Origin of the sequence: Dyella sp., assembly GCF_036746095.1 — a bacterium.
In the GTDB taxonomy this organism is placed as follows: Bacteria; Pseudomonadota; Gammaproteobacteria; order Xanthomonadales; family Rhodanobacteraceae; genus Dyella_B.
In genome coordinates, this window is sequence record NZ_DAIOEU010000038.1 from 17279 (window position 1) to 34802 (window position 17524).

Annotated in this window: 18 protein-coding genes and 1 tRNA gene; 8 read left to right on the forward strand and 11 right to left on the reverse strand. The window is 63.6% G+C overall.

Annotation, left to right across the window (positions count from 1 at the left end; genetic code table 11):
- Positions 1-18 precede the first annotated feature (18 nt).
- The 6 genes from V7M64_RS14930 (at position 19) to purD (ending at position 8660) form a co-directional block, all read left to right on the forward strand.
- On the forward strand, positions 19-1167 hold the full coding sequence (locus V7M64_RS14930) for a LysM peptidoglycan-binding domain-containing protein (protein ID WP_333680129.1): 1149 nt from the start codon (positions 19-21) through the stop codon (positions 1165-1167).
- 87 nt (positions 1168-1254) lie between these two features.
- Positions 1255-2400 (forward strand): DNA-processing protein DprA, encoded by a 1146-nt coding sequence (dprA, locus tag V7M64_RS14935; protein ID WP_333680131.1) that lies wholly within the window; start codon positions 1255-1257, stop codon positions 2398-2400.
- Positions 2401-2536: 136 nt separating this feature from the next.
- A complete protein-coding gene (locus tag V7M64_RS14940) occupies positions 2537-5005 on the forward strand; it encodes a DNA topoisomerase I (protein WP_333680132.1) in 2469 nt (822 codons plus the stop codon).
- A gap of 169 nt (positions 5006-5174) precedes the next feature.
- On the forward strand, positions 5175-5747 hold the full coding sequence (locus tag V7M64_RS14945; RefSeq protein WP_333680134.1) for a Sua5/YciO/YrdC/YwlC family protein: 573 nt from the start codon (positions 5175-5177) through the stop codon (positions 5745-5747).
- A gap of 140 nt (positions 5748-5887) precedes the next feature.
- Positions 5888-7258: an AMP-binding protein gene (locus V7M64_RS14950; RefSeq protein WP_333680167.1), complete on the forward strand. Its 1371-nt coding sequence runs from the start codon at positions 5888-5890 to the stop codon at positions 7256-7258.
- A 118-nt stretch (positions 7259-7376) separates the two neighbouring features.
- Complete coding sequence (gene purD, locus V7M64_RS14955; protein ID WP_333680136.1) at positions 7377-8660, forward strand: phosphoribosylamine--glycine ligase; 1284 nt, start codon at positions 7377-7379, stop codon at positions 8658-8660.
- Positions 8661-8705: 45 nt separating this feature from the next.
- Here the strand turns inward: purD and V7M64_RS14960 are convergent, their stop codons facing one another.
- Together V7M64_RS14960 and V7M64_RS14965 are read right to left on the reverse strand one after the other, a co-directional pair.
- Positions 8706-9125 (reverse strand): hypothetical protein, encoded by a 420-nt coding sequence (locus V7M64_RS14960; RefSeq protein ID WP_333680138.1) that lies wholly within the window; start codon positions 9123-9125, stop codon positions 8706-8708.
- A 46-nt stretch (positions 9126-9171) separates the two neighbouring features.
- Positions 9172-9540: a DUF2784 domain-containing protein gene (locus V7M64_RS14965; protein ID WP_333680139.1), complete on the reverse strand. Its 369-nt coding sequence runs from the start codon at positions 9538-9540 to the stop codon at positions 9172-9174.
- An 81-nt stretch (positions 9541-9621) separates the two neighbouring features.
- Between V7M64_RS14965 and V7M64_RS14970 the strand changes: the two genes are divergently transcribed.
- A complete protein-coding gene (locus tag V7M64_RS14970; protein ID WP_333680140.1) occupies positions 9622-11496 on the forward strand; it encodes an MFS transporter in 1875 nt (624 codons plus the stop codon).
- A gap of 63 nt (positions 11497-11559) precedes the next feature.
- On the opposite strand, the gene V7M64_RS14975 is transcribed toward V7M64_RS14970, so the two are convergent.
- The 8 genes from V7M64_RS14975 to V7M64_RS15010 form a co-directional block, all read right to left on the reverse strand.
- Positions 11560-12429: a beta-lactamase induction protein gene (locus tag V7M64_RS14975; protein WP_333680141.1), complete on the reverse strand. Its 870-nt coding sequence runs from the start codon at positions 12427-12429 to the stop codon at positions 11560-11562.
- A gap of 74 nt (positions 12430-12503) precedes the next feature.
- Positions 12504-13457 carry an NAD(+) diphosphatase gene (gene nudC, locus V7M64_RS14980; RefSeq protein ID WP_333680143.1) on the reverse strand — a complete coding sequence of 318 codons (954 nt, stop codon included), beginning with the start codon at positions 13455-13457 and terminating at the stop codon, positions 12504-12506.
- Between the two features lie 20 nt (positions 13458-13477).
- Entirely contained in the window at positions 13478-13846 is a 369-nt protein-coding gene (erpA, locus tag V7M64_RS14985; protein WP_333680145.1) for an iron-sulfur cluster insertion protein ErpA, read from the reverse strand.
- A 74-nt stretch (positions 13847-13920) separates the two neighbouring features.
- Complete coding sequence (locus tag V7M64_RS14990; protein ID WP_333680147.1) at positions 13921-14352, reverse strand: polymer-forming cytoskeletal protein; 432 nt, start codon at positions 14350-14352, stop codon at positions 13921-13923.
- Positions 14339-15100, reverse strand: a complete 762-nt coding sequence (locus V7M64_RS14995; RefSeq protein ID WP_333680148.1) for a DUF6776 family protein — start codon at positions 15098-15100, stop codon at positions 14339-14341. Before V7M64_RS14995 ends, V7M64_RS14990 begins: the two co-directional genes overlap by 14 nt.
- Positions 15101-15332: 232 nt before the next feature.
- Positions 15333-15803 carry a bacterioferritin gene (gene bfr / locus V7M64_RS15000; protein WP_333680149.1) on the reverse strand — a complete coding sequence of 157 codons (471 nt, stop codon included), beginning with the start codon at positions 15801-15803 and terminating at the stop codon, positions 15333-15335.
- A gap of 137 nt (positions 15804-15940) precedes the next feature.
- Complete coding sequence (locus V7M64_RS15005) at positions 15941-16141, reverse strand: (2Fe-2S)-binding protein (RefSeq protein WP_333680168.1); 201 nt, start codon at positions 16139-16141, stop codon at positions 15941-15943.
- Positions 16142-16208: 67 nt separating this feature from the next.
- Complete coding sequence (locus tag V7M64_RS15010; protein WP_333680150.1) at positions 16209-16751, reverse strand: RNA pyrophosphohydrolase; 543 nt, start codon at positions 16749-16751, stop codon at positions 16209-16211.
- Positions 16752-16937: 186 nt separating this feature from the next.
- On the opposite strand from V7M64_RS15010, the gene V7M64_RS15015 reads away from it, so the two are divergent.
- Positions 16938-17014: transfer RNA gene (locus V7M64_RS15015), tRNA-Met, on the forward strand.
- A 104-nt stretch (positions 17015-17118) separates the two neighbouring features.
- Here the strand turns inward: V7M64_RS15015 and V7M64_RS15020 are convergent.
- The gene (locus tag V7M64_RS15020) at positions 17119-17289 is read right to left on the reverse strand and encodes a hypothetical protein (RefSeq protein ID WP_333680151.1); all 171 of its coding nucleotides are present in this window, start codon (positions 17287-17289) and stop codon (positions 17119-17121) included.
- Between the last annotated feature and the right edge of the window lie 235 nt (positions 17290-17524).

Consider the following 17524-nt stretch of genomic DNA (forward strand, 5'->3'; position numbering starts at 1 on the left):
GGAGGGGGAATCCCGTTTATGATCAGAAAGTCCATCGGGCTGCTGGCCGGCATGCTGGTCACCGTGGCCGTCTATGCGGCCGGCGCTCAACTGCGTGCCGATCACCCCGACAGCTATACCGTACGTCGTGGCGACACGCTGTGGAGCATCTCCGCGCGCTTCCTTTCCAAGCCGTGGTTGTGGCCGGAAATCTGGCAGGCCAATCCGCAGGTTCGCAATCCGCACCTGATTTATCCGGGCGACGTGCTCGATCTCTCCTTCGTCAATGGTGGTCCGTCCTTGCGCCTGGAGCCCGCGGTGCATCGCGAAGGCGAGGCGATCCCGGCGGTGCCGCTCGACCAGATCAAGCAGTTCCTGAAAGACACGCGCGTGGTCGATCCGAGCGAGGTGAAGGATGCCCCGTACGTGATGGGCTTCGAAGAGGCCGCTCTCGACGGTACGCCGGGCAAGAACATCTACGTGCGCAAGCTCAACGCGCAGCCTGGCCAGCGCTGGGCGATCGTGCGTCCGACGCACGTGTTCCGCACCTACGGCGGCGATGAGGCCGAGCAGAGCGGCAACATGGCGGCCAACGTCGCTGATGCCGACGTGGCGACCACCGACACGCCCTGGATGGAAGAGTGGGCCACCGATCTGGGCAATGTCACACCCAACCATGCCTTCCGCGGCAAGACGCTGGGCATGGAAGTGGCCGTGATCGGCCAGGCGGAAGTGCTGCGCGGGGGTGACCCGGCTACCTTGCTGCTGCTCAATTCGACCATGGAGATTCGCGCCGGCGACCGCCTGATGCCGGTCGACGAGAACCCGTACGACCCGTATTACTACCCGCATCCGCCGAAGACCCTGCCGGAAAACGGTCGCGTGATCGCCTACGCGCAGGAGCACCTGGCCCAGGTCGGCCCATACGACGTGGTGGTGCTGTCAGTCGGTTCGAAAGATGGCGTGGACAACGGCACGACCTTCTCGCTGTGGCAGCCCGGCGAAAAAGTGCCGGACGACGTGAACCACAGCAGCTGGATGCGCGACAGCCACACCTGGGTGAAATTGCCCGACGAGTACGTCGGCCACGTGATGGTGTTCCGCACCTTCGATCGCGTGAGCTACGGCCTGGTGATGGATGGCTTGAAGCCGGTACAGAAGGGCGCGCGCATCAGGTTGCCGGAATAAGGCCGGCGTTCTCCACGAAACAAAGCTCACACGACGGCGCGGACATCCCGCGCCGTCGTCGTTTCCGGGCTCGCGTAGACTCGCCGCATGAACGAACAAGCGGAACTGCGCGACTGGTTGGTGGCCCTGCGCACGCCTGGATGGGGGCCGGGCGGATTGCGCGAGCGCCTCGTTGCCGCGAACGGGCGCATCGGCGAAGTCGTCGCGCAACTGAGGCGTCATCCCTCGGCGGTGGACCCCAAGGCGAAGGCATGGCTGGAACAGCCCGACGAGGCGCGCATCGCGGCCGACCTGGCGTGGCTGGGAGAGCCGGGCCACCGGCTATTGCGCTGCACGGAGGCGGACTTCCCGCCGCAACTGGAAACCATTCCGCAGCCGCCAGCCGCGCTGTTCGTGGCCGGCGATGCCAGCCTGCTGCTGCATCCGCAGGTCGCGATCGTAGGCGCGCGCAGCGCGAGCATGGCCGGCAAGAGCCATGCCCAGGCCTTCGCCCGTTACCTGGCGCAGGCCGGCTTCGTCATCACCAGCGGCCTGGCTGACGGTATCGATGGCGCCGCACACGAGGCGGCACTGGCCGCCGAGCGGCTCACTGTCGCGGTGATCGGCACCGGCCCGGACCTGGTCTATCCGCGCAAGCATCGCCAGTTGTCCGCGCGGATCGAGGCGCAGGGCGCGCTGGTCAGCGAGTTCCCGCCTGGTACGGCGGCGCGGGCGGACCACTTTCCGCGCCGCAACCGCATCATCGCGGGCCTGTCGCTGGGTACGGTGGTGATCGAGGCGGGATTGCAGTCGGGCTCGCTGATCACCGCCCGGCTGGCCGGCGAGCAGGGGCGGGAGGTGTTCGCCTTGCCCGGTTCCATCCATAATCCGCTCGCCCGCGGATGCCACCGCCTGATCCGGGATGGTGTGCGGCTGGTCGAGAGCGCTTCGGAAGTTGCAGAAACCTTGGTCCCCGCCGCTCGCGCGCTGGGAGCCGAGCTGGCCTTGCGCCTGGAGCAGTCGCCGCCGGCTGCGACGGCGAGCGCCAGGAAAGCGGCAGGCGGCTGGCGCGACGATCCGGCGTATCGGCAGCTGCTGGACGTGCTCGGGCACGATCCCCTGGCCCTGGATGAGCTGGCGGACCGCACCGGGCAGCGCGCCGCCGAATTGTCATCCATGCTGCTCATGCTGGAGCTGGAAGGATGTGTGGAAGGGTTGCCGGGAGGCCGTTACCAGCGGCTGCCGGGCCTCTAGGGGGCCGCCCGAAAGGCGGGCTACACCGCGTTTTCACGTACGCCAGCTTGACAGCCATCAAGCCGGCGTGCTCCTAACTATAAATAGACGGCCGTTCAGGAACGGCTGCGGAAGGACTTCGGGAACCCCACGCCACATGGCAAAGAATCTGCTCATCGTCGAGTCGCCGGCCAAGGCCAAGACGATCAACAAGTACCTCGGCAAGGACTTCCAGGTCCTGGCCTCCTACGGCCACGTGCGCGACCTGCTGCCCAAAGAAGGTGCGGTCGACACCGAGCACAACTTCGCCATGAAGTACGAGGTGATCGAGCGCAACGAGAAACATGTCGACGCGATCGCCAAGGCAGCCAAGGCGGCCGACGACATCTATCTGGCGACCGACTTGGATCGCGAGGGCGAGGCGATCAGCTGGCACATCAGCGAGATCCTCAAGGAGCGCGGCCTGGTCGATGGCAAGAAGCTGCATCGCGTGGTGTTCTCCGAAATCACGCCGCGTGCGATCAAGGCCGCCGTGGCCGCGCCGCGCAAGCTCTCGCATGACATGGTGGACGCGCAGCAGGCGCGCCGCGCACTGGATTACCTGGTGGGGTTCAATCTCTCGCCGGTGCTGTGGCGCAAAGTGCAGCGCGGCCTGTCCGCCGGTCGCGTGCAGAGCCCGGCACTGCGCATGATCGTGGAGCGCGAGGAAGAGATCGAAGCCTTCGTGGCGCGCGAATACTGGACGGTGGAAGCGCAGCTCAAGCATGCCGAAGGCGACTTCAGCGCGCGCCTCACCAAGCTCCACGGCAAGAAGTTCGAACAGTTCGACCTCACCAACGAGGCCGATGCGATGGCTGCCCGCGCCGCGCTGAAGGAAGCCGCGCACGGCCAGCTCACCGTCAGCGAAGTCGGCAGCAAGGAACGCAAGCGCCGTCCCGCGCCGCCCTTCACCACGTCCACCCTGCAGCAGGAGGCCGCGCGCAAACTCGGCTTCGGCACCACCCGCACCATGAAGATCGCGCAGGGCTTGTACGAAGGCGTGGGCCTGGGCAGCGAAGGCAACGTCGGCCTGATCACCTACATGCGTACCGACTCCACGGCCTTGTCGAGCGAAGCGTTGGATGAATTGCGCCAGTTGATCGCGCGCGATTTCGGCAGCAAGGCGGTGCCCGATCACGCGCAGGTGTATCGCACCAAATCCAAGAACGCGCAGGAAGCGCACGAAGCGATCCGCCCGACCTCCGCCATGCGCACGCCGCGCGAAGTCGCCGCGTTCCTCAATGACGACCAGCGCAAGCTGTACGAGCTGATCTGGAAGCGCACCGTCGCCTGCCAGATGATCCACGCGACCTTGAATACGGTCTCGGTGGACTTCGACCTCAAGCACGTGAAGGGTGGCGACGCCGCGTTCCGCGCCACCGGCACCACGGTGGTCGATCCGGGCTTCCTCGCCGTGTACGAAGAAGGCCGCGACCAGAAGAGCGCCGAAGACGACGACGAAGGCCGCCGCCTGCCGCGACTCAGCAAGGGCGAGCAGGTGCCGCTGCGCGACATCCTGGCCGACCAGCACTTTACCGAACCGCCGCCACGCTATTCCGAAGCCAGCCTGGTGAAGGCGCTGGAGGAATACGGCATCGGCCGTCCGTCCACCTACGCCAGCATCATCCAGGTGCTGCAGAACCGCGAATACGTATTGTTGGACAACCGCCGCTTCCGTCCCACCGACGTGGGTCGCGCGGTGAGCAAGTTCCTTACCCAGCACTTCACCCAGTACGTCGACTACGACTTCACCGCCCGCCTGGAAGACGAACTCGATGCGGTGAGTCGCGGCGAAGAGGCGTGGGTGCCGCTGATGCGCCGCTTCTGGGAACCGTTCAAGCAGCAGGTGGAAGAAAAGACCGAATCGGTCGATCGCAGCGAAGCCACCGGCGCGCGCGAACTGGGCACCGATCCGAAGAGCGGCAAGCCGATCTCCGTGCGCCTGGGCCGCTATGGGCCCTATGCGCAGATCGGCGACAAGGACACCGACGAAAAACTGCAGTTCGCAAGCCTGCGTCCTGGCCAGAGCATGCATACCATCACGCTCGAAGAAGCGCTGGAACTGTTCAAGCTGCCGCGCAAGCTGGGGCATGCCGAAAACGGCGACGAGGTAAGCGTAGGCATCGGCCGCTTCGGCCCGTTCGTGAAGCAGGGCAGTACGTATGCCTCGCTGAAAGCCGAAGACGACCCCTACACCATCGAATTGCCGCGCGCGTTGCAGATCGTGCAGGAAAAACTCGAGCTGCTGGCCAACCGCGTGATCAAGGATTTCGGCAATGGCGTGCAGGTGCTCAACGGCCGCTACGGTCCGTACATCACCGACGGCGACAAGAATGCGCGCATTCCGAAGGATCAGGAGCCGAAGGAATTGACCGAAACGCAGTGCCTGGAATTGCTGGCGGCGGCGCCGGTGAAGAAGGGGCGTTTCGGCAAGAAGTCTGCGGCAAAGAAGGCGCCTGCCGCGAAGAAGGCTGCGGCGAAAAAGACGGCAACCAAGAAGGTGGCGCCCAAGAAAACCGCGACGAAGAAGACGGCAACTAAGAAGACGGTTGCGAAGAAAACGGCAGCCAAGAAAGCTGGGGCTTAAAGCTTGCGTTGATCCGCTCTCCTCTGGGAATGAAAACTTGCCCAGGCCGTCACCCCGGCGGGGCTCAGTGTCTTGGTGGGGCCACAAAAAGTCGCCAGGTCCCCGGCGTTCGCCGGGGTGACGAATCTACGTTTTCCAAAGTTCTTCCGGGTGAGCACGAGAAAGCCAGATGCCCAAGCACTACACCCTCGCCGAACTCGATGACGCCGCCGATGCGTTGCGTAACAGCGGCGTCATCGCCTACCCCACCGAAGCCGTCTTCGGGCTTGGCTGCGACCCGCACAATCGCATTGCCTTCGAACGTATCTTCGCGCTCAAGCAACGCCCGGCCACGCAGGGCGTGCTGTTGATTGCCGCCGATTTCGCACAGGTCACACGCTACGTCGACATGGCGAAGGTGCCGCAGGGCGTGCTGGCGCAAGTGCGGGCCAGCTGGCCTGGCCCCTTCACCTGGGTGTTTCCGCGCAGCGCCGACGTACCGCAATGGGTGGCCGGCGAGCACGAAGGCATCGCGCTGCGCGTCACGGCGCACGGTCCGGCCGCCGCGCTGTGCCGTGCCTTCGGTGGCGCATTGGTTTCCACCAGCGCCAATCCGCATGGCCAGCCGCCGGCGCGCGATCCGGCCACCCTCACGTCATATTTTGGCGACAGGCTGGATGGCATCGTGGAGGCTCCGCTAGGTGGCGCATCCCAGCCCACCACCATCCGCGATGCACTCACTGGCGCTATCATCCGAAGCTGAATCCCGTAGAACACGGCTACGACGCAGTGAGCGCCGATTCAGCCGTCGACACGAGGATGAGGGGCAAATTCCCGAATACCGGTACGACCGGCCAACCTGGCCGGTGAGGGGTTTGCATGGCAGCAACCAGGAGTCTGCGTGTGGCGATCGTCTACGACACCTATCGGCGCGATGAAGCGGGACGGCTGCTGCCCCTGTTGAAGGTGGACGACCCGCAACGCGTGGTGGCGTTGCACGAAGGCCAGGCGATCACCGCCGCGCAATTCGTTGCCCATGTGGAGCGCGTCGCCGCACAACTGCCCGAAGCGCCTGCGGCCGTGAACCTGTGCGAAGACCGCTATGCCTTCCTGGTCGCCTTTTGTGCCATCGCACTGCGCGGCCAGGCCAATCTCTTGCCGCCATCGCGCGCGCCGCAGGCGGTAGAAGAAGTGATGGCCGCGTACCCAGGCTGCCACGCCGTTGGCGATCAAGCGCTGCATCCGGCGCCGCAACGCTTCCATGTGCTGCCGCCGCTACCGGTGGCCGAAGCCGTCGCCATGGAAACCGCCTGGCCGGCGCTTCCGGCTCTGCAAACGGTGGCGGTGGGCTACACCTCCGGTTCCACCGGCACGCCGCATGCGAACGCCAAGAGCTGGCGCAGTTTCCACGCGAGTACGGGCGGCAATCTGCGCATGCTGCAACAAGTGGTGGGTGAGCACTTCTCGGTGGTGGCCACTGTGCCGCCGCAGCATATCTACGGCGTGGAAATGTCGATCCTGCTGCCGTTGCTGGGCGACGTGCAGGTGCACTCGGGCCGTCCGTTCTTTCCGGCCGATATCGCCACCGCCCTGGAAGACATGCAGGCACCGCGCGTACTGGTCACCACGCCGGTGCACCTGCGCGCGCTGGTTGCCTCCGGCGTGAACCTGCCGCCGTTGGCGGCGATGCTCTCCGCCACGGCGCCGATGCCGCCCGAGCTGGCAACGCAGGCCGAGCAGCGTTTCCATGCGCCGTTGCTGGAAGTGTTCGGCTCCACCGAAACCTGCGCGTTCGCCTCGCGCCGCGTAACGGCTGACGAACGCTGGTCGCTGTACCACGGCGTCCATCTCCATCCGCAACCGGATGGCACGCAGATCGAAGCGCCGCAGCTCGACGTACCCACCGTGCTGGCGGACATCGTGAGCTTGCATGATGACGGGCGCCGCTTCGAACTGCGCGGACGCCATGCCGATCTCTTGGAGATCGCCGGCAAGCGTGCATCGCTGGGCGATCTCACCCGGCGACTGCTCGCCATTCCTGGCGTGGAAGACGGGGCGGTGTTCCAGCTGGACGAGGCCGACGCGATCGGCGTACGGCGCATTGCGGCGCTGGCGGTAGCGCCAGGCCTTGATGAGCACGCGATCCTGGATGCCCTGCGCGTATCGATCGACCCGGTATTCCTGCCGCGTCCATTGCGGCGGGTGGATCGCCTGCCTCGCAACGAAACCGGCAAGCTGCCGCGGGCCGCGTTGCTCGAGATGCTGCACGCCTGATGCTCGCGGCACTCGTAGCTGGGACGACAATCCCAGCTTCCAGCCTTCCTGATGCTGTGATCGCCATCCCAGCCTACAATGCGCGTTCTTGTGTGGTTTTCAGGTAGTGGGAGCAGGCATGAAGGTTCTGGTGATCGGCAATGGCGGCCGCGAGCACGCGCTGGCGTGGAAACTCAAGCAGTCGCGGCGCGTGAGCGAAGTGATCGTGGCGCCCGGCAACGCCGGTACGGCGCGCGAGCACGGCGTGCGCAATGCCGAGGTCGCCGTCACCGATATCGATGGCCTGCTCAAGCTCGCCAAGGCTGAAAAAATCGAGCTGACCGTGGTCGGCCCGGAAGTGCCGCTGGTGGCCGGCGTGGTCGACAAGTTCCGCGCCGCCGGCTTGCGCATCTTCGGACCGCGCGCGATCGCCGCACAGTTGGAAGGCTCCAAGGCCTTTGCCAAGGATTTCCTGCTCCGCCACAACATTCCCACCGCGCACTACGCGGTCTTCACCGAGCTCAACAAGGCGCTGGCCTATGTGCGCGAGCGTGGCGCGCCGATCGTGATCAAGGCCGATGGCCTGGCTGCGGGCAAGGGCGTCGTGGTGGCACTCACCTTGAGCGATGCAGAGCTTGCGTTGCACGACATGCTCGGTGCACACGCCTTCGGCGATGCGTCGGCGCGCGTGGTGATCGAGGAATTCCTGGACGGCGAGGAAGCCAGCTACATCGTGATGAGCGACGGTTCGCATGCCTTGCCGATGGCCAGCAGCCAGGACCACAAGCGGCGTGATGACAACGATCTGGGCCCCAACACCGGCGGCATGGGCGCGTACTCGCCGGCGCCCGTCGTGACGCCGGAGGTGGAAAAGCGCATCCTCAAGGAAGTGATCGAACCGACACTGCGCGGCATGGCCGCCGAAGGTGCACCATTCATCGGTTTCCTTTACGCCGGCCTGATGATCGACCAGCACGGCGCGCCCAAGGTGATCGAATTCAACGTGCGTTTTGGCGATCCGGAAACGCAGCCGATCATGCTGCGTCTGAAATCCGATTTCGTCGACCTGATCGAAGCCGCGCTGGATGGCGAGTTGCACCGTACGCACGTGCAATGGGATGCGCGTCCATCCATTGGCGTGGTGATGGCGGCGGGAGGCTATCCGGCCCAGGTGAAGACGGGCGAGGTGGTTCACGGCTTGGATGCGGATTTTGGCGCGGAGGTAAAGGTCTTCCACGCTGGTACCAAGCTCGATGCGCAAGGCCATGTGATCACCGCAGGCGGTCGTGTGCTGACCGTTTGTGCGCTGGGCAAGGACATTGCCGCAGCGCGCGAACATGCCTACGACGGCATCAAAAAGATTCGCTTCGATGGTGCGTTCTGCCGCAAGGACATTGCGCACCGCGCGCTGCGGCGAAACTGACGCCCTGTCGCGCAAGTGTGCGGGGTTACGCCGCGCTGGCCCAGCCTACGGAAACCGCACGTCCGCGATCCAGTTTCGCTTGCGTCGCGACAAACGGTCGTCGGTGCTTTCGCCATCGACGTTTGATGAATCCTTGCGCAGCAGCGAGGCATCCACGTTCTCGAAGGTATTGACGTTCACCACCGCATAGGTGCGGCCATCGATCGCGCTGGTCACCAACGGCACCGCGCCGCATCGTGTGCAGACATGAAAATCGGCCGTTTGCGTGCCGAATGCATAGCGCGATACCAGTGCGGGATTCTTTTCCTTCACTTGCAACACACCTGATCGGTGCGAGGTCCATACACCACCGTGCTTGAGGCAGAACGTACAGGTGCAAGCGCGTGCCGGAATCTCCTGAGGGTCAGGCGCCCAATCCAGCGTGAAGGTGATGTTTCCGCAATGGCAGCTTCCAACAATCAGCATGGGATGCTCGTTGAGTGATGCGTCATGCGCGAGCATACGCCATGGGTCAAGGGCGCAGCCTGGGCCGCCTGTGCAGCAACCAGGCGTAGATGGAAACATTCGCGACCAGCACGATTGCACCAAGCACGTATTGAACAGGCCGGGTCAATCCGTCCGGATAGATCGTGGCGGTGAGGTAATGCCCGATGCAGTCGCCTTGATAGGCAGCCGCTCCCGCACGCGTGCGAAAATAGTTTTCGATCGACGTCAGCGGGCATATCCATCCGCTGGCCTCGACCCATATGCCCCATGCCGCGGCCGGCCATTGCAGCCAGGGAATCCAGCGCCACTTCAGCGCCAACAGCGCGCCAAGGCAGACGAACAGGATAAAGGCCAGATGGAAGGCCAATACGGCGTCGGCTAGAACCAGGACCATGGGAATGGTTGCGGACGCCCCGCTCGTGATCGCAATGGTTTTCACGCTACGCTACTGCCGCCCCGTTTGCCAAGGATCCGCATGAGCCAGTTCGCCCTGCTAGGCAGTCGACGTTTTGCGCCGTTTTTCTGGACCCAGACGCTGGCGGCCTTCAACGACAGCGCGTTCCGCAATGCGATGGTGATGCTCGCTGCATTCCAGATGGGCTTGTCGGATCACGACGTGGGTTTGTACACCAACCTGGCGCCGGCACTGTTCATCCTGCCGTTCTTCCTGCTTTCCGCGAGCGCGGGACAACTCGCGGAGAAGTTCGAGAAGACGCGCATCATCCGCTACGTGAAGCTGTTCGAGATTGCAGCGATGGTGTTGGCCGCATATGGCTTCATGACCCACCACCTGGTGCTGCTGCTGATCGTGTTGTTCATGATGGGTGTGCATTCGACCGTGTTCGGGCCGATCAAGTACGCGATTCTGCCGCAGGCGTTGAAGCAGGGCGAGCTGGTCGGCGGCAACGGCCTGGTGGAAATGGGCACGCAGATGGCGATCCTGATCGGCATGACCGCCGGCAATCTGCTGATGCTGATGGCAGGCATCGGGCCGCATCTGTCTGCCGCCTTGACCATTGGCGTGGCGGTGATCGGCTATGTCACCAGTCGCCTGATTCCGCCCGCGCCGGCGACGGCGCCGGATCTGAAGTTCAACTGGAATCCGGTCACCGAAACGGCGCGGGTGTTGAGCATCACGCGCGAGGATCGGGCGGTGTTCAACGCCGTGCTGGGCATTTCGTGGTTCTGGTTTTTCGGCACGGTTTTGGTGGCGCAGCTGCCGCTATATACGCGCATCAACCTGGGCGGCGATGCCACGGTGAATACGCTGGTGCTCACCTTGTTCTCGATCGGCACCGGTATTGGCTCGCTGATGTGCGAAAAGATGTCCGGCAAACGCGTGGAAATCGGCCTGGTGCCGCTGGGTGCGTTCGGGCTTACCGCTTTCGGCGTGGACCTGTTTCTGGCGCGTCCTGGCGCGGCGGCGGTACGCGGCATGGACTGGCTGGCGTTTTTGCATGCCGCGGGTAGCTGGCGCATCGTCTTCGATCTCACCTTGATCGGTGTGTTCGCCGGCTTTTACGTGGTGCCGCTGTTTGCGTTCGTGCAGTCGCGTGCGCCGAGCAGCCGTTTGTCGCGTGTGATTGCGGGCAACAACATTCTCAATGCCTTGTTGATCGTGCTTGCTTCACTGTTCGGATTGACGCTGGAACGGCTGGGCGTGGGCGCGGCGCATATCTTTTTGTCAGCGGCCTTGCTCAACGTGCTGGTAGCGGCATACATCTTCACGCTGGTGCCCGAATTCCTGATGCGCTTCATCACGTGGGTGTTGGTGAACACCTTGTATCGCATACGCGTGGACGGCATGAAACATCTGCCGGAAGAAGGGCCGGCCCTGCTGGTCTGCAATCATGTGAGCTTCATGGATCCGCTGATCCTGATGGCGAATCTGCGCCGCCCTGCGCGCTTCGTGATGTATTACAAGATATTCAAGATTCCGGTGTTGCACTTCGTGTTCAAGACGGCGAAGGCCATTCCCATCGCGGGACAGAAGGAAGACCCGGCGGTATTGCAGCAAGCGTTCGACGCCGTGGATGCGGCGCTGGCAGATGGCGAACTGGTATGCATTTTTCCCGAAGGTGGTCTGACCAAGGATGGGGAAATGGCGACGTTCCGATCTGGTGTTGAAAAGATCTTGGCGCGGCGTCCGGTACCGGTCGTGCCGATGGCCTTGCGTGGCCTGTGGGGCAGCGTGTGGAGCCGGCGCGATTCGATGCTGCGGCGTGCGCGTTTGCCGCGCCGGTTCCGCGCGCGGGTGGAGTTGGTGGTGGATGCTCCGCGGCCGGCGGATGCTGTCAACGCAGCGACTCTGGAAGAGCGTGTACGAACGTTACGCGGTGAGATGGCGTGACGTTCGGCGAGATCTCACAGGCCGTCATCCCCGCTTTCGCGGGATGACGGCCTTGGGAGCGGATCAATGCAACCAGCTTCCCATCACGATCAGCGCAACAACGCTCAACCATGCCAGCAACGCTCTCAATAGCGCATCGCGCAATCGGCGCAGCTCGTGCAGCGCATCGGTGCGTTCTTCCACAAACCCATCGCCACCTTCGATATCCGTCAACACATCCGCTCGCGCCGCAGCTCCGAGAAAATCCGGATTGGACAGATACCAGCTATTGGGCGCCGCCTGCTGGTGCCAGCGACGCCACGCGCCGATCACCGCATCCCAGTGCCCGACGAGAGCAAGCGTGAACACCAGCAATTGCGCTGGCAACCAATCCAATGCATTGGCGACGTAGCGCGCCTTGGTGCGAGCCGGGGCGTCCAGCGCCAGCGAGGCATCGTGGCCCAGTTGCCGTGCCAGGCGATAGAGCAGGGCGCCGATCGGGCCGAGCACGAAGAACCAGAACAGCACGCCGAAGCGCCGGCGCAATGCGGCATAGGCAGTCGCTTCGCCAAGATCCGCCGTGCGCCAGGCTACCGTTTCGCCATCGTCCGACAGCACCTGCGCGGCGGCTTCGCGGCTGCTTTGATCGGGCGCCTTGAGAATGGCAACCAGGTCGGCTTCGAACGGGTGTGGCCCAAGCGAAAACAGCAGCACGGCCAGCGAGAAGAGCAGCAGCAGAAGCGCAGAAAGCGGCAGTCGATGCAGCAGCCAGATCGCCAGCGCGCAGACGACGACGGGTACCAACAAGGTGATCACTACGCGTCCGGCGCCGCTGGTATCGCCCAGCTGGTGGACCCAGCGCCGGAAGCCGGCATCGCCGCGCCAGCAGGCGAGCTGCGGCTGCAAGTGCAGCAATCCCAGAGCGATCAGCGCGGCAAGCAGGTGAATGGCCATGAACTTAAGGACTCCCGTGGATGGCTGCGATTGTATGCGAGTGATGTGGCTCGTTCACGAGCCAGCGTGGCCACTCAGCGCGTTACCAGTTCATCCAGGTCCAGGCCTGCGCGCTGCTGCAGCCAGTGCGAGAGCAACTGGTATGACACGGAAAGCCGCGTCGGCGTCTTCAGGCTGCCGTCGGCCAGCGCGTCGATGATTTGCTGCGGCGTGAACCAGCGCGCGTCTTCCAGTTCGCCATCGCGCAACCGGATGGTGGGAGACAGTGCAGCGGCCGTGAAGCCGACCATCAGCGATGCCGGCATCGGCCACGGCTGCGAGGAGTGGTAATGCACGTCGCCCACGATCACGCCGGCTTCTTCGGCGACTTCGCGCCGCACCGCGTCTTCCAGTGCTTCGCCCGGTTCGACAAAACCGGCAAGGGTGGAATAGCGCCCCGGCGGCCAGCCGGCTTGGCGTCCAAGCAGGCAGGCGCCCTGGTGTTCGACGATCACGATGATGGCCGCATCGGTGCGCGGAAAGTGCAGGCGGCCGCAGTCGCCATTCGTGCATTGCGCACGGTGGCCGGAGGAAACCAGTTGCACCGGTGCACCGCAGCGTGCGCAGAAACGGGTTTCGCGTTGCCAGTGGGCAAGCCCTTTGGCATAGGCGAACAGGCCGGCTTCATCGGCGGGCAGCAGCAGGCCCGCTTCGCGCAGCCCCATGCGCCTTGCATCCAACGCGGCTTCAAGCGCAGCAACGTCATCGTTCTCGTCGAGCAGCAGCATGAAATGGGGCTGCCCGTCGACAATGCCCATCAGGCTCCAGGATGCGTGCGATAGCAGGTGCGCCCGTTCGCTGGCATCGAGCCAGCGTAGGGTTTCTTCTTCATGGTGCAAAAAGGCGTCGCCGGCGGCGTCCAACAGCAGATAGCGCGCATCGGGCGCCATGACCTTGGCCGCAACCCAGTCGACGGCGTCGCGCTGTTCGGCAACGCGGTCGAGAATCAGGCTGAGTCCGGCGAACGTGTTCAGTTTCGTCGCAATCATCCGGACCGGCCGAGGTGTATTTAGGTGGAGAAGGAAGAGCCGCAGCCGCAGGTGGTCTTGGCGTTCGGGTTGCGGATGACGAACTGCGAACCGCTGAAGTTCTCGGTGTAGTCGATCTCCGCGCCGGTAAGGTATTGCAGCGAGAGCGGGTCGACCAGCAGGGTGACGCCTTCGCGGGCAAGCGCGAAATCGTCTTCCGCCTGCGTTTCATCGAAGGTGAACCCGTATTGGAAGCCTGAGCAACCGCCGCCGGTGATATACACGCGCAGCTTCAGCTCAAGATTGCCTTCTTCCTGGATGAGTTCATGCACCTTGCGCGCGGCGGCCTCGGTAAAGACGAGCGGCGCGCCGGCTTGGCGGTAATCGGGAATGGCTACGATGGTTTCCATAGCGCGAATATATGGGGCCGTGGTTCTGCGGGCTCAAGCATATCAGCTGGAGCCCGGATCCCGCGCCGGGTTGTTCAGGCGGTTGCTGCTTCGTTGCGAACTTCCGGGGCTGGCAGTTCGCGATGGACATGTTCCTCGCCCTGGTGGGCGATGCGGCCGTTTACCTGCGCGCCGGCCGCCATCTCCAGCGAGCTGTAGCGAACGTCGCCCACCACGCGGGCCTGCGCGGCCAGTTCCAGGCGCTCGCTGGCGTAGATGTCGCCATGCACGTGGCCATTGATCATCGCGTGCGGTACGCGTACCTCGCCCTGCACCTGGCCGTGTTCGCTCAGCGTGAACACCGCATTCGGCCCCTCGCCCAGCACCGAGCCCTCGATGCGGCCCTCCACGTGCAGCGTGCCGGTGAAGCGGATGTCGCCGCGGATGATGGTGCCTTGCGAGATCAGGCTGGTCTCGGCATGGCGGGAGGAGGACGAGGTGGGTTCGTTACGTTTACGGCTGAGCATCGGATTCCCCTTGGGTGATCGTGACAGGGCTGGAGAGGGCGTCGCTCCAGGTGACGGCGCGGCTGACCGGATCGCCGTTCTCGGGCCTGACCGTGACGTGCAGGCTGGTCGGGCGGAAATCGGCAGGCAGCGCGATGGTGGCGTGCAATTGCTGGAAGTAGCGAAAGCGGAACGGGATGCCGTTCTTCTCGGCAGCGTCGCCTAGCGTGGCCCAATCCAGCTGCACCACCTTGTTGTTGCGCAGGCCTTCCACCGTGACGACGGCGGTGCCGTGGGTGTCGTCGTCGCGCTTGACGTTTTGCGTGAGGCTGATGGTGAGGTTCCACGCGGACGCATGCGTGACCGGCTGCAGGGAAACCTCTTGTACCTTCAGCCCTTCGCGTTGCGCATCGCCGCCGACGAGGCGCGAGTAGAAACCGAGGTCGGCGCGCAGGCCGCTGATTTCTTCATCGCGCTGGGAAATGGTTTTGCGCAGCGCTTGGTTGGCGACGTCGCCCACTTGCTGCGAGCGCTGCACGTTGGCGACCTGCTGTTTGAGCTGTTCGTTCTCGGCGGTGAGTGCGCGCACCGCACGCCGGTCCGTCAAATTGGGGCCGACGCTTTTCCATGCACCGCTCAGCAACGCGGTAATGATCGCCACCAGGATCAAGCTGCCGAGCCACGCCAATCCCAGCCACAGCATGCGGCGACGCTGGCTGACAGCGTCGTGCGGACGAACCACGTAGCGGGGCGGTGGACGGGAAGCCATGCGTGGCTCTGGCGGGCAAACGGTGGATATAGCCCGTCCGTGATGACACCGTCAAGAAAGCAGGAGCCGCTTTGTGCGGCAGATCGCCCTGCTGCGCGATCAGCGAATAGCTTCTTAACTTTTCTGCGCAGAAACCTGTCAGTGCAGGCCGCATGGTTCGTTCATGCATCAAGCACACAGGCGCTTGATGCATGCGTAGGCGAGCAAAGGAACATGCTGACGTTTTCTTGCCTTAACTTTCCATCTTCGATTGCAGGTAGCGCTCGGCACCGATGTCCTTCACCAGGCTGAGCTGCGTTTCCAGCCAGTCGATGTGCTCTTCTTCAGCAGAAAGGATGTAGCGGAACAGATCGCGGCTGACGTAATCGGCCACGCCTTCGCTGTGTGCAATCGCGGCGCGCAGGTCTTGCACGGCAGCCAGCTCCAGATCGAGATCGCATTGGATGCACTCGAGCGCGTTCTCGCCGATGCGCAGCTTGCCCAGGTGTTGCAGGTTGGGCAGGCCTTCCAGGAATAGGATGCGCTCGATCAGGCGGTCGGCGTGCTTCATCTCGTCGATCGATTCCTTGTATTCATGCTCGGCGAGTTCTTGATAACCCCAGTTCTTGTACATGCGGGCATGCAGAAAGTATTGGTTGATCGCGGTCAGTTCGTTGTAGAGCACCTTGTTGAGGAACTCGATGACCTTGGCGTCACCCTTCATGGTTGTTCTCCGTAACGGGGGTTTGATGCGGAACTATACGAGCTCGTTGCGAGCGGTGTCGCAATGAGAATGATTCATCACGAAAAACGCCATCGCCGAGTGGCGATGGCGTTCGGACAAGCCAATGGGACGCGCGCTCAGGCGGTGACGAAAACGGGGAGGTCCAGCGTGACCTGTTCGACCGCTGTCGCGAGCGTGGCCCGGGCTTCGGTTTCACAGCAGCCGCAGCAATCGGAGCACCCGGTACGAGCCTGCAGCTCGGCAAAGCTGCGGACGCCATCCGCGGCGGCGCGGCGAATGTCGTGATCGGTAACGGCGTTGCAGAGGCAGATGTACATGGCGCGCATTTCAACGCGAATGCGAATGATTGTCAACTAGAGTTCGACCGCCGCCAAGGGCGCCAGTTCAGGCAGCGCAGCGGCCCCGGCCGGGCCGGTTTTGCGAGTGCGGTTGCGGCCCGAGCTGGATGCTCAGCGCGGTTTCCACCAATGGCGCGAAGTGGCGCAGGGCGCGGTGATAGACATCGCGCTTGAAGTTCACCACATGGGCGGCCGGATACCAGAAATCGACCCAGCGCCACAGGTCGAACTCGGGCTTCTCGCAGGCATTGAGACAGAGTGCGTCTTCGCCGCCGACCAGCTTGAGCAGGAACCAGACCTGCTTCTGGCCAATACACGTAGGATGCTGATGGTGGCGGATGTAGCGGCTGGGCAGCTTGTAGCGCAGCCAGCCGCGAGTGCTGGCGAGCACCTCCACATGCCCGGGCATAAGGCCGGTTTCCTCCTCCAGCTCGCGGTACATGGCTTCCAGCGGGGTTTCGTCGCTGCGCATGCCGCCCTGGGGGAACTGCCAGCCGTCGCGATGGACACGACGCGCCCAGAACAGCCGGCCGTCTGCGTTTAGCAGCACGATGCCAACATTCGGACGGTAGCCATCTGCGTCGATCATCCAACCTCCTCGGGCCCTGTTGCCGCAGTCTATGCCAGACGTCAGCATGCGTGACCCTGGATCGATTCAACCACAGCCCACAAAGCCGGAGCAAGCCGACTACTTGAACCACAAGGGCAGCCCGATTAAACTGCCGCGCCCCGCCTGATTAGAAGCCCGTTCCGGATCCCGGAGGGCGCACCCCTTGGCTATGTAGCTCAGCCGGTTAGAGCACAGCACTCATAATGCTGGGGTCGGTGGTTCGAGTCCACCCATAGCCACCACATCCTTTTCGCATCACGCCGCACACTGATCGTCTCTAACGATCGGCGCCGACTATCTGGCTTGTGATGTCCCCATGCGGAGCGGCGACTGCTCAAGAACTTCGTCATGCCGGCTCTTTCAGGGCCAGGCGGTCCTTGTATGCCAGCTCGGTTTCCAGATACAGGCCCGACCAAGGGTCCAACACGTAACCCTCTGCGGGTTCGGTGGAGATACGACGGGCTTCGGGGTCTTCATCCACGTGGAAAAGCGGCAGGTCGTACATCGTGGGATTCATGAACATGCCTCGATGGTGCGTCGCGGAAGTTCAGGCTACTGGCGCCCTTGTTCGCATCTGGTTAAGCAGTTTGCAATCTTTGCGAACGCGAAATTTATGAGTCCTCGTGTGCGTGCTCATGGACTTTGTGGCGTAAAGCGTTCCAGCATACCGATCTGGATTCGCAAAGAAGCATTGCCATCCGTTGCGCTCGTGACCGCCTTAAGTCGCGCGAGGTGCATTTATTTTTGCGGAG

Excerpts from the sequence above, each read along its gene's own strand:
- V7M64_RS14930 (WP_333680129.1), top strand. The coding sequence starts at position 19 with ATGATCAGAAAGTCCATCGGGCTGCTGGCCGGCATGCTGGTCACCGTG.
- dprA (WP_333680131.1), top strand. The coding sequence starts at position 1,255 with ATGAACGAACAAGCGGAACTGCGCGACTGGTTGGTGGCCCTGCGCACG.
- V7M64_RS14940 (WP_333680132.1), top strand. The coding sequence starts at position 2,537 with ATGGCAAAGAATCTGCTCATCGTCGAGTCGCCGGCCAAGGCCAAGACG.
- V7M64_RS14945 (WP_333680134.1), top strand. The coding sequence starts at position 5,175 with ATGCCCAAGCACTACACCCTCGCCGAACTCGATGACGCCGCCGATGCG.
- purD (WP_333680136.1), top strand. The coding sequence starts at position 7,377 with ATGAAGGTTCTGGTGATCGGCAATGGCGGCCGCGAGCACGCGCTGGCG.
- V7M64_RS14960 (WP_333680138.1), bottom strand. The coding sequence starts at position 9,125 with ATGCTGATTGTTGGAAGCTGCCATTGCGGAAACATCACCTTCACGCTG.
- V7M64_RS14965 (WP_333680139.1), bottom strand. The coding sequence starts at position 9,540 with ATGGTCCTGGTTCTAGCCGACGCCGTATTGGCCTTCCATCTGGCCTTT.
- V7M64_RS14970 (WP_333680140.1), top strand. The coding sequence starts at position 9,622 with ATGAGCCAGTTCGCCCTGCTAGGCAGTCGACGTTTTGCGCCGTTTTTC.
- V7M64_RS14975 (WP_333680141.1), bottom strand. The coding sequence starts at position 12,429 with ATGGCCATTCACCTGCTTGCCGCGCTGATCGCTCTGGGATTGCTGCAC.
- nudC (WP_333680143.1), bottom strand. The coding sequence starts at position 13,457 with ATGATTGCGACGAAACTGAACACGTTCGCCGGACTCAGCCTGATTCTC.
- erpA (WP_333680145.1), bottom strand. The coding sequence starts at position 13,846 with ATGGAAACCATCGTAGCCATTCCCGATTACCGCCAAGCCGGCGCGCCG.
- V7M64_RS14990 (WP_333680147.1), bottom strand. The coding sequence starts at position 14,352 with ATGCTCAGCCGTAAACGTAACGAACCCACCTCGTCCTCCTCCCGCCAT.
- V7M64_RS14995 (WP_333680148.1), bottom strand. The coding sequence starts at position 15,100 with ATGGCTTCCCGTCCACCGCCCCGCTACGTGGTTCGTCCGCACGACGCT.
- bfr (WP_333680149.1), bottom strand. The coding sequence starts at position 15,803 with ATGAAGGGTGACGCCAAGGTCATCGAGTTCCTCAACAAGGTGCTCTAC.
- V7M64_RS15005 (WP_333680168.1), bottom strand. The coding sequence starts at position 16,141 with ATGTACATCTGCCTCTGCAACGCCGTTACCGATCACGACATTCGCCGC.
- V7M64_RS15010 (WP_333680150.1), bottom strand. The coding sequence starts at position 16,751 with ATGATCGACGCAGATGGCTACCGTCCGAATGTTGGCATCGTGCTGCTA.
- V7M64_RS15020 (WP_333680151.1), bottom strand. The coding sequence starts at position 17,289 with ATGAATCCCACGATGTACGACCTGCCGCTTTTCCACGTGGATGAAGAC.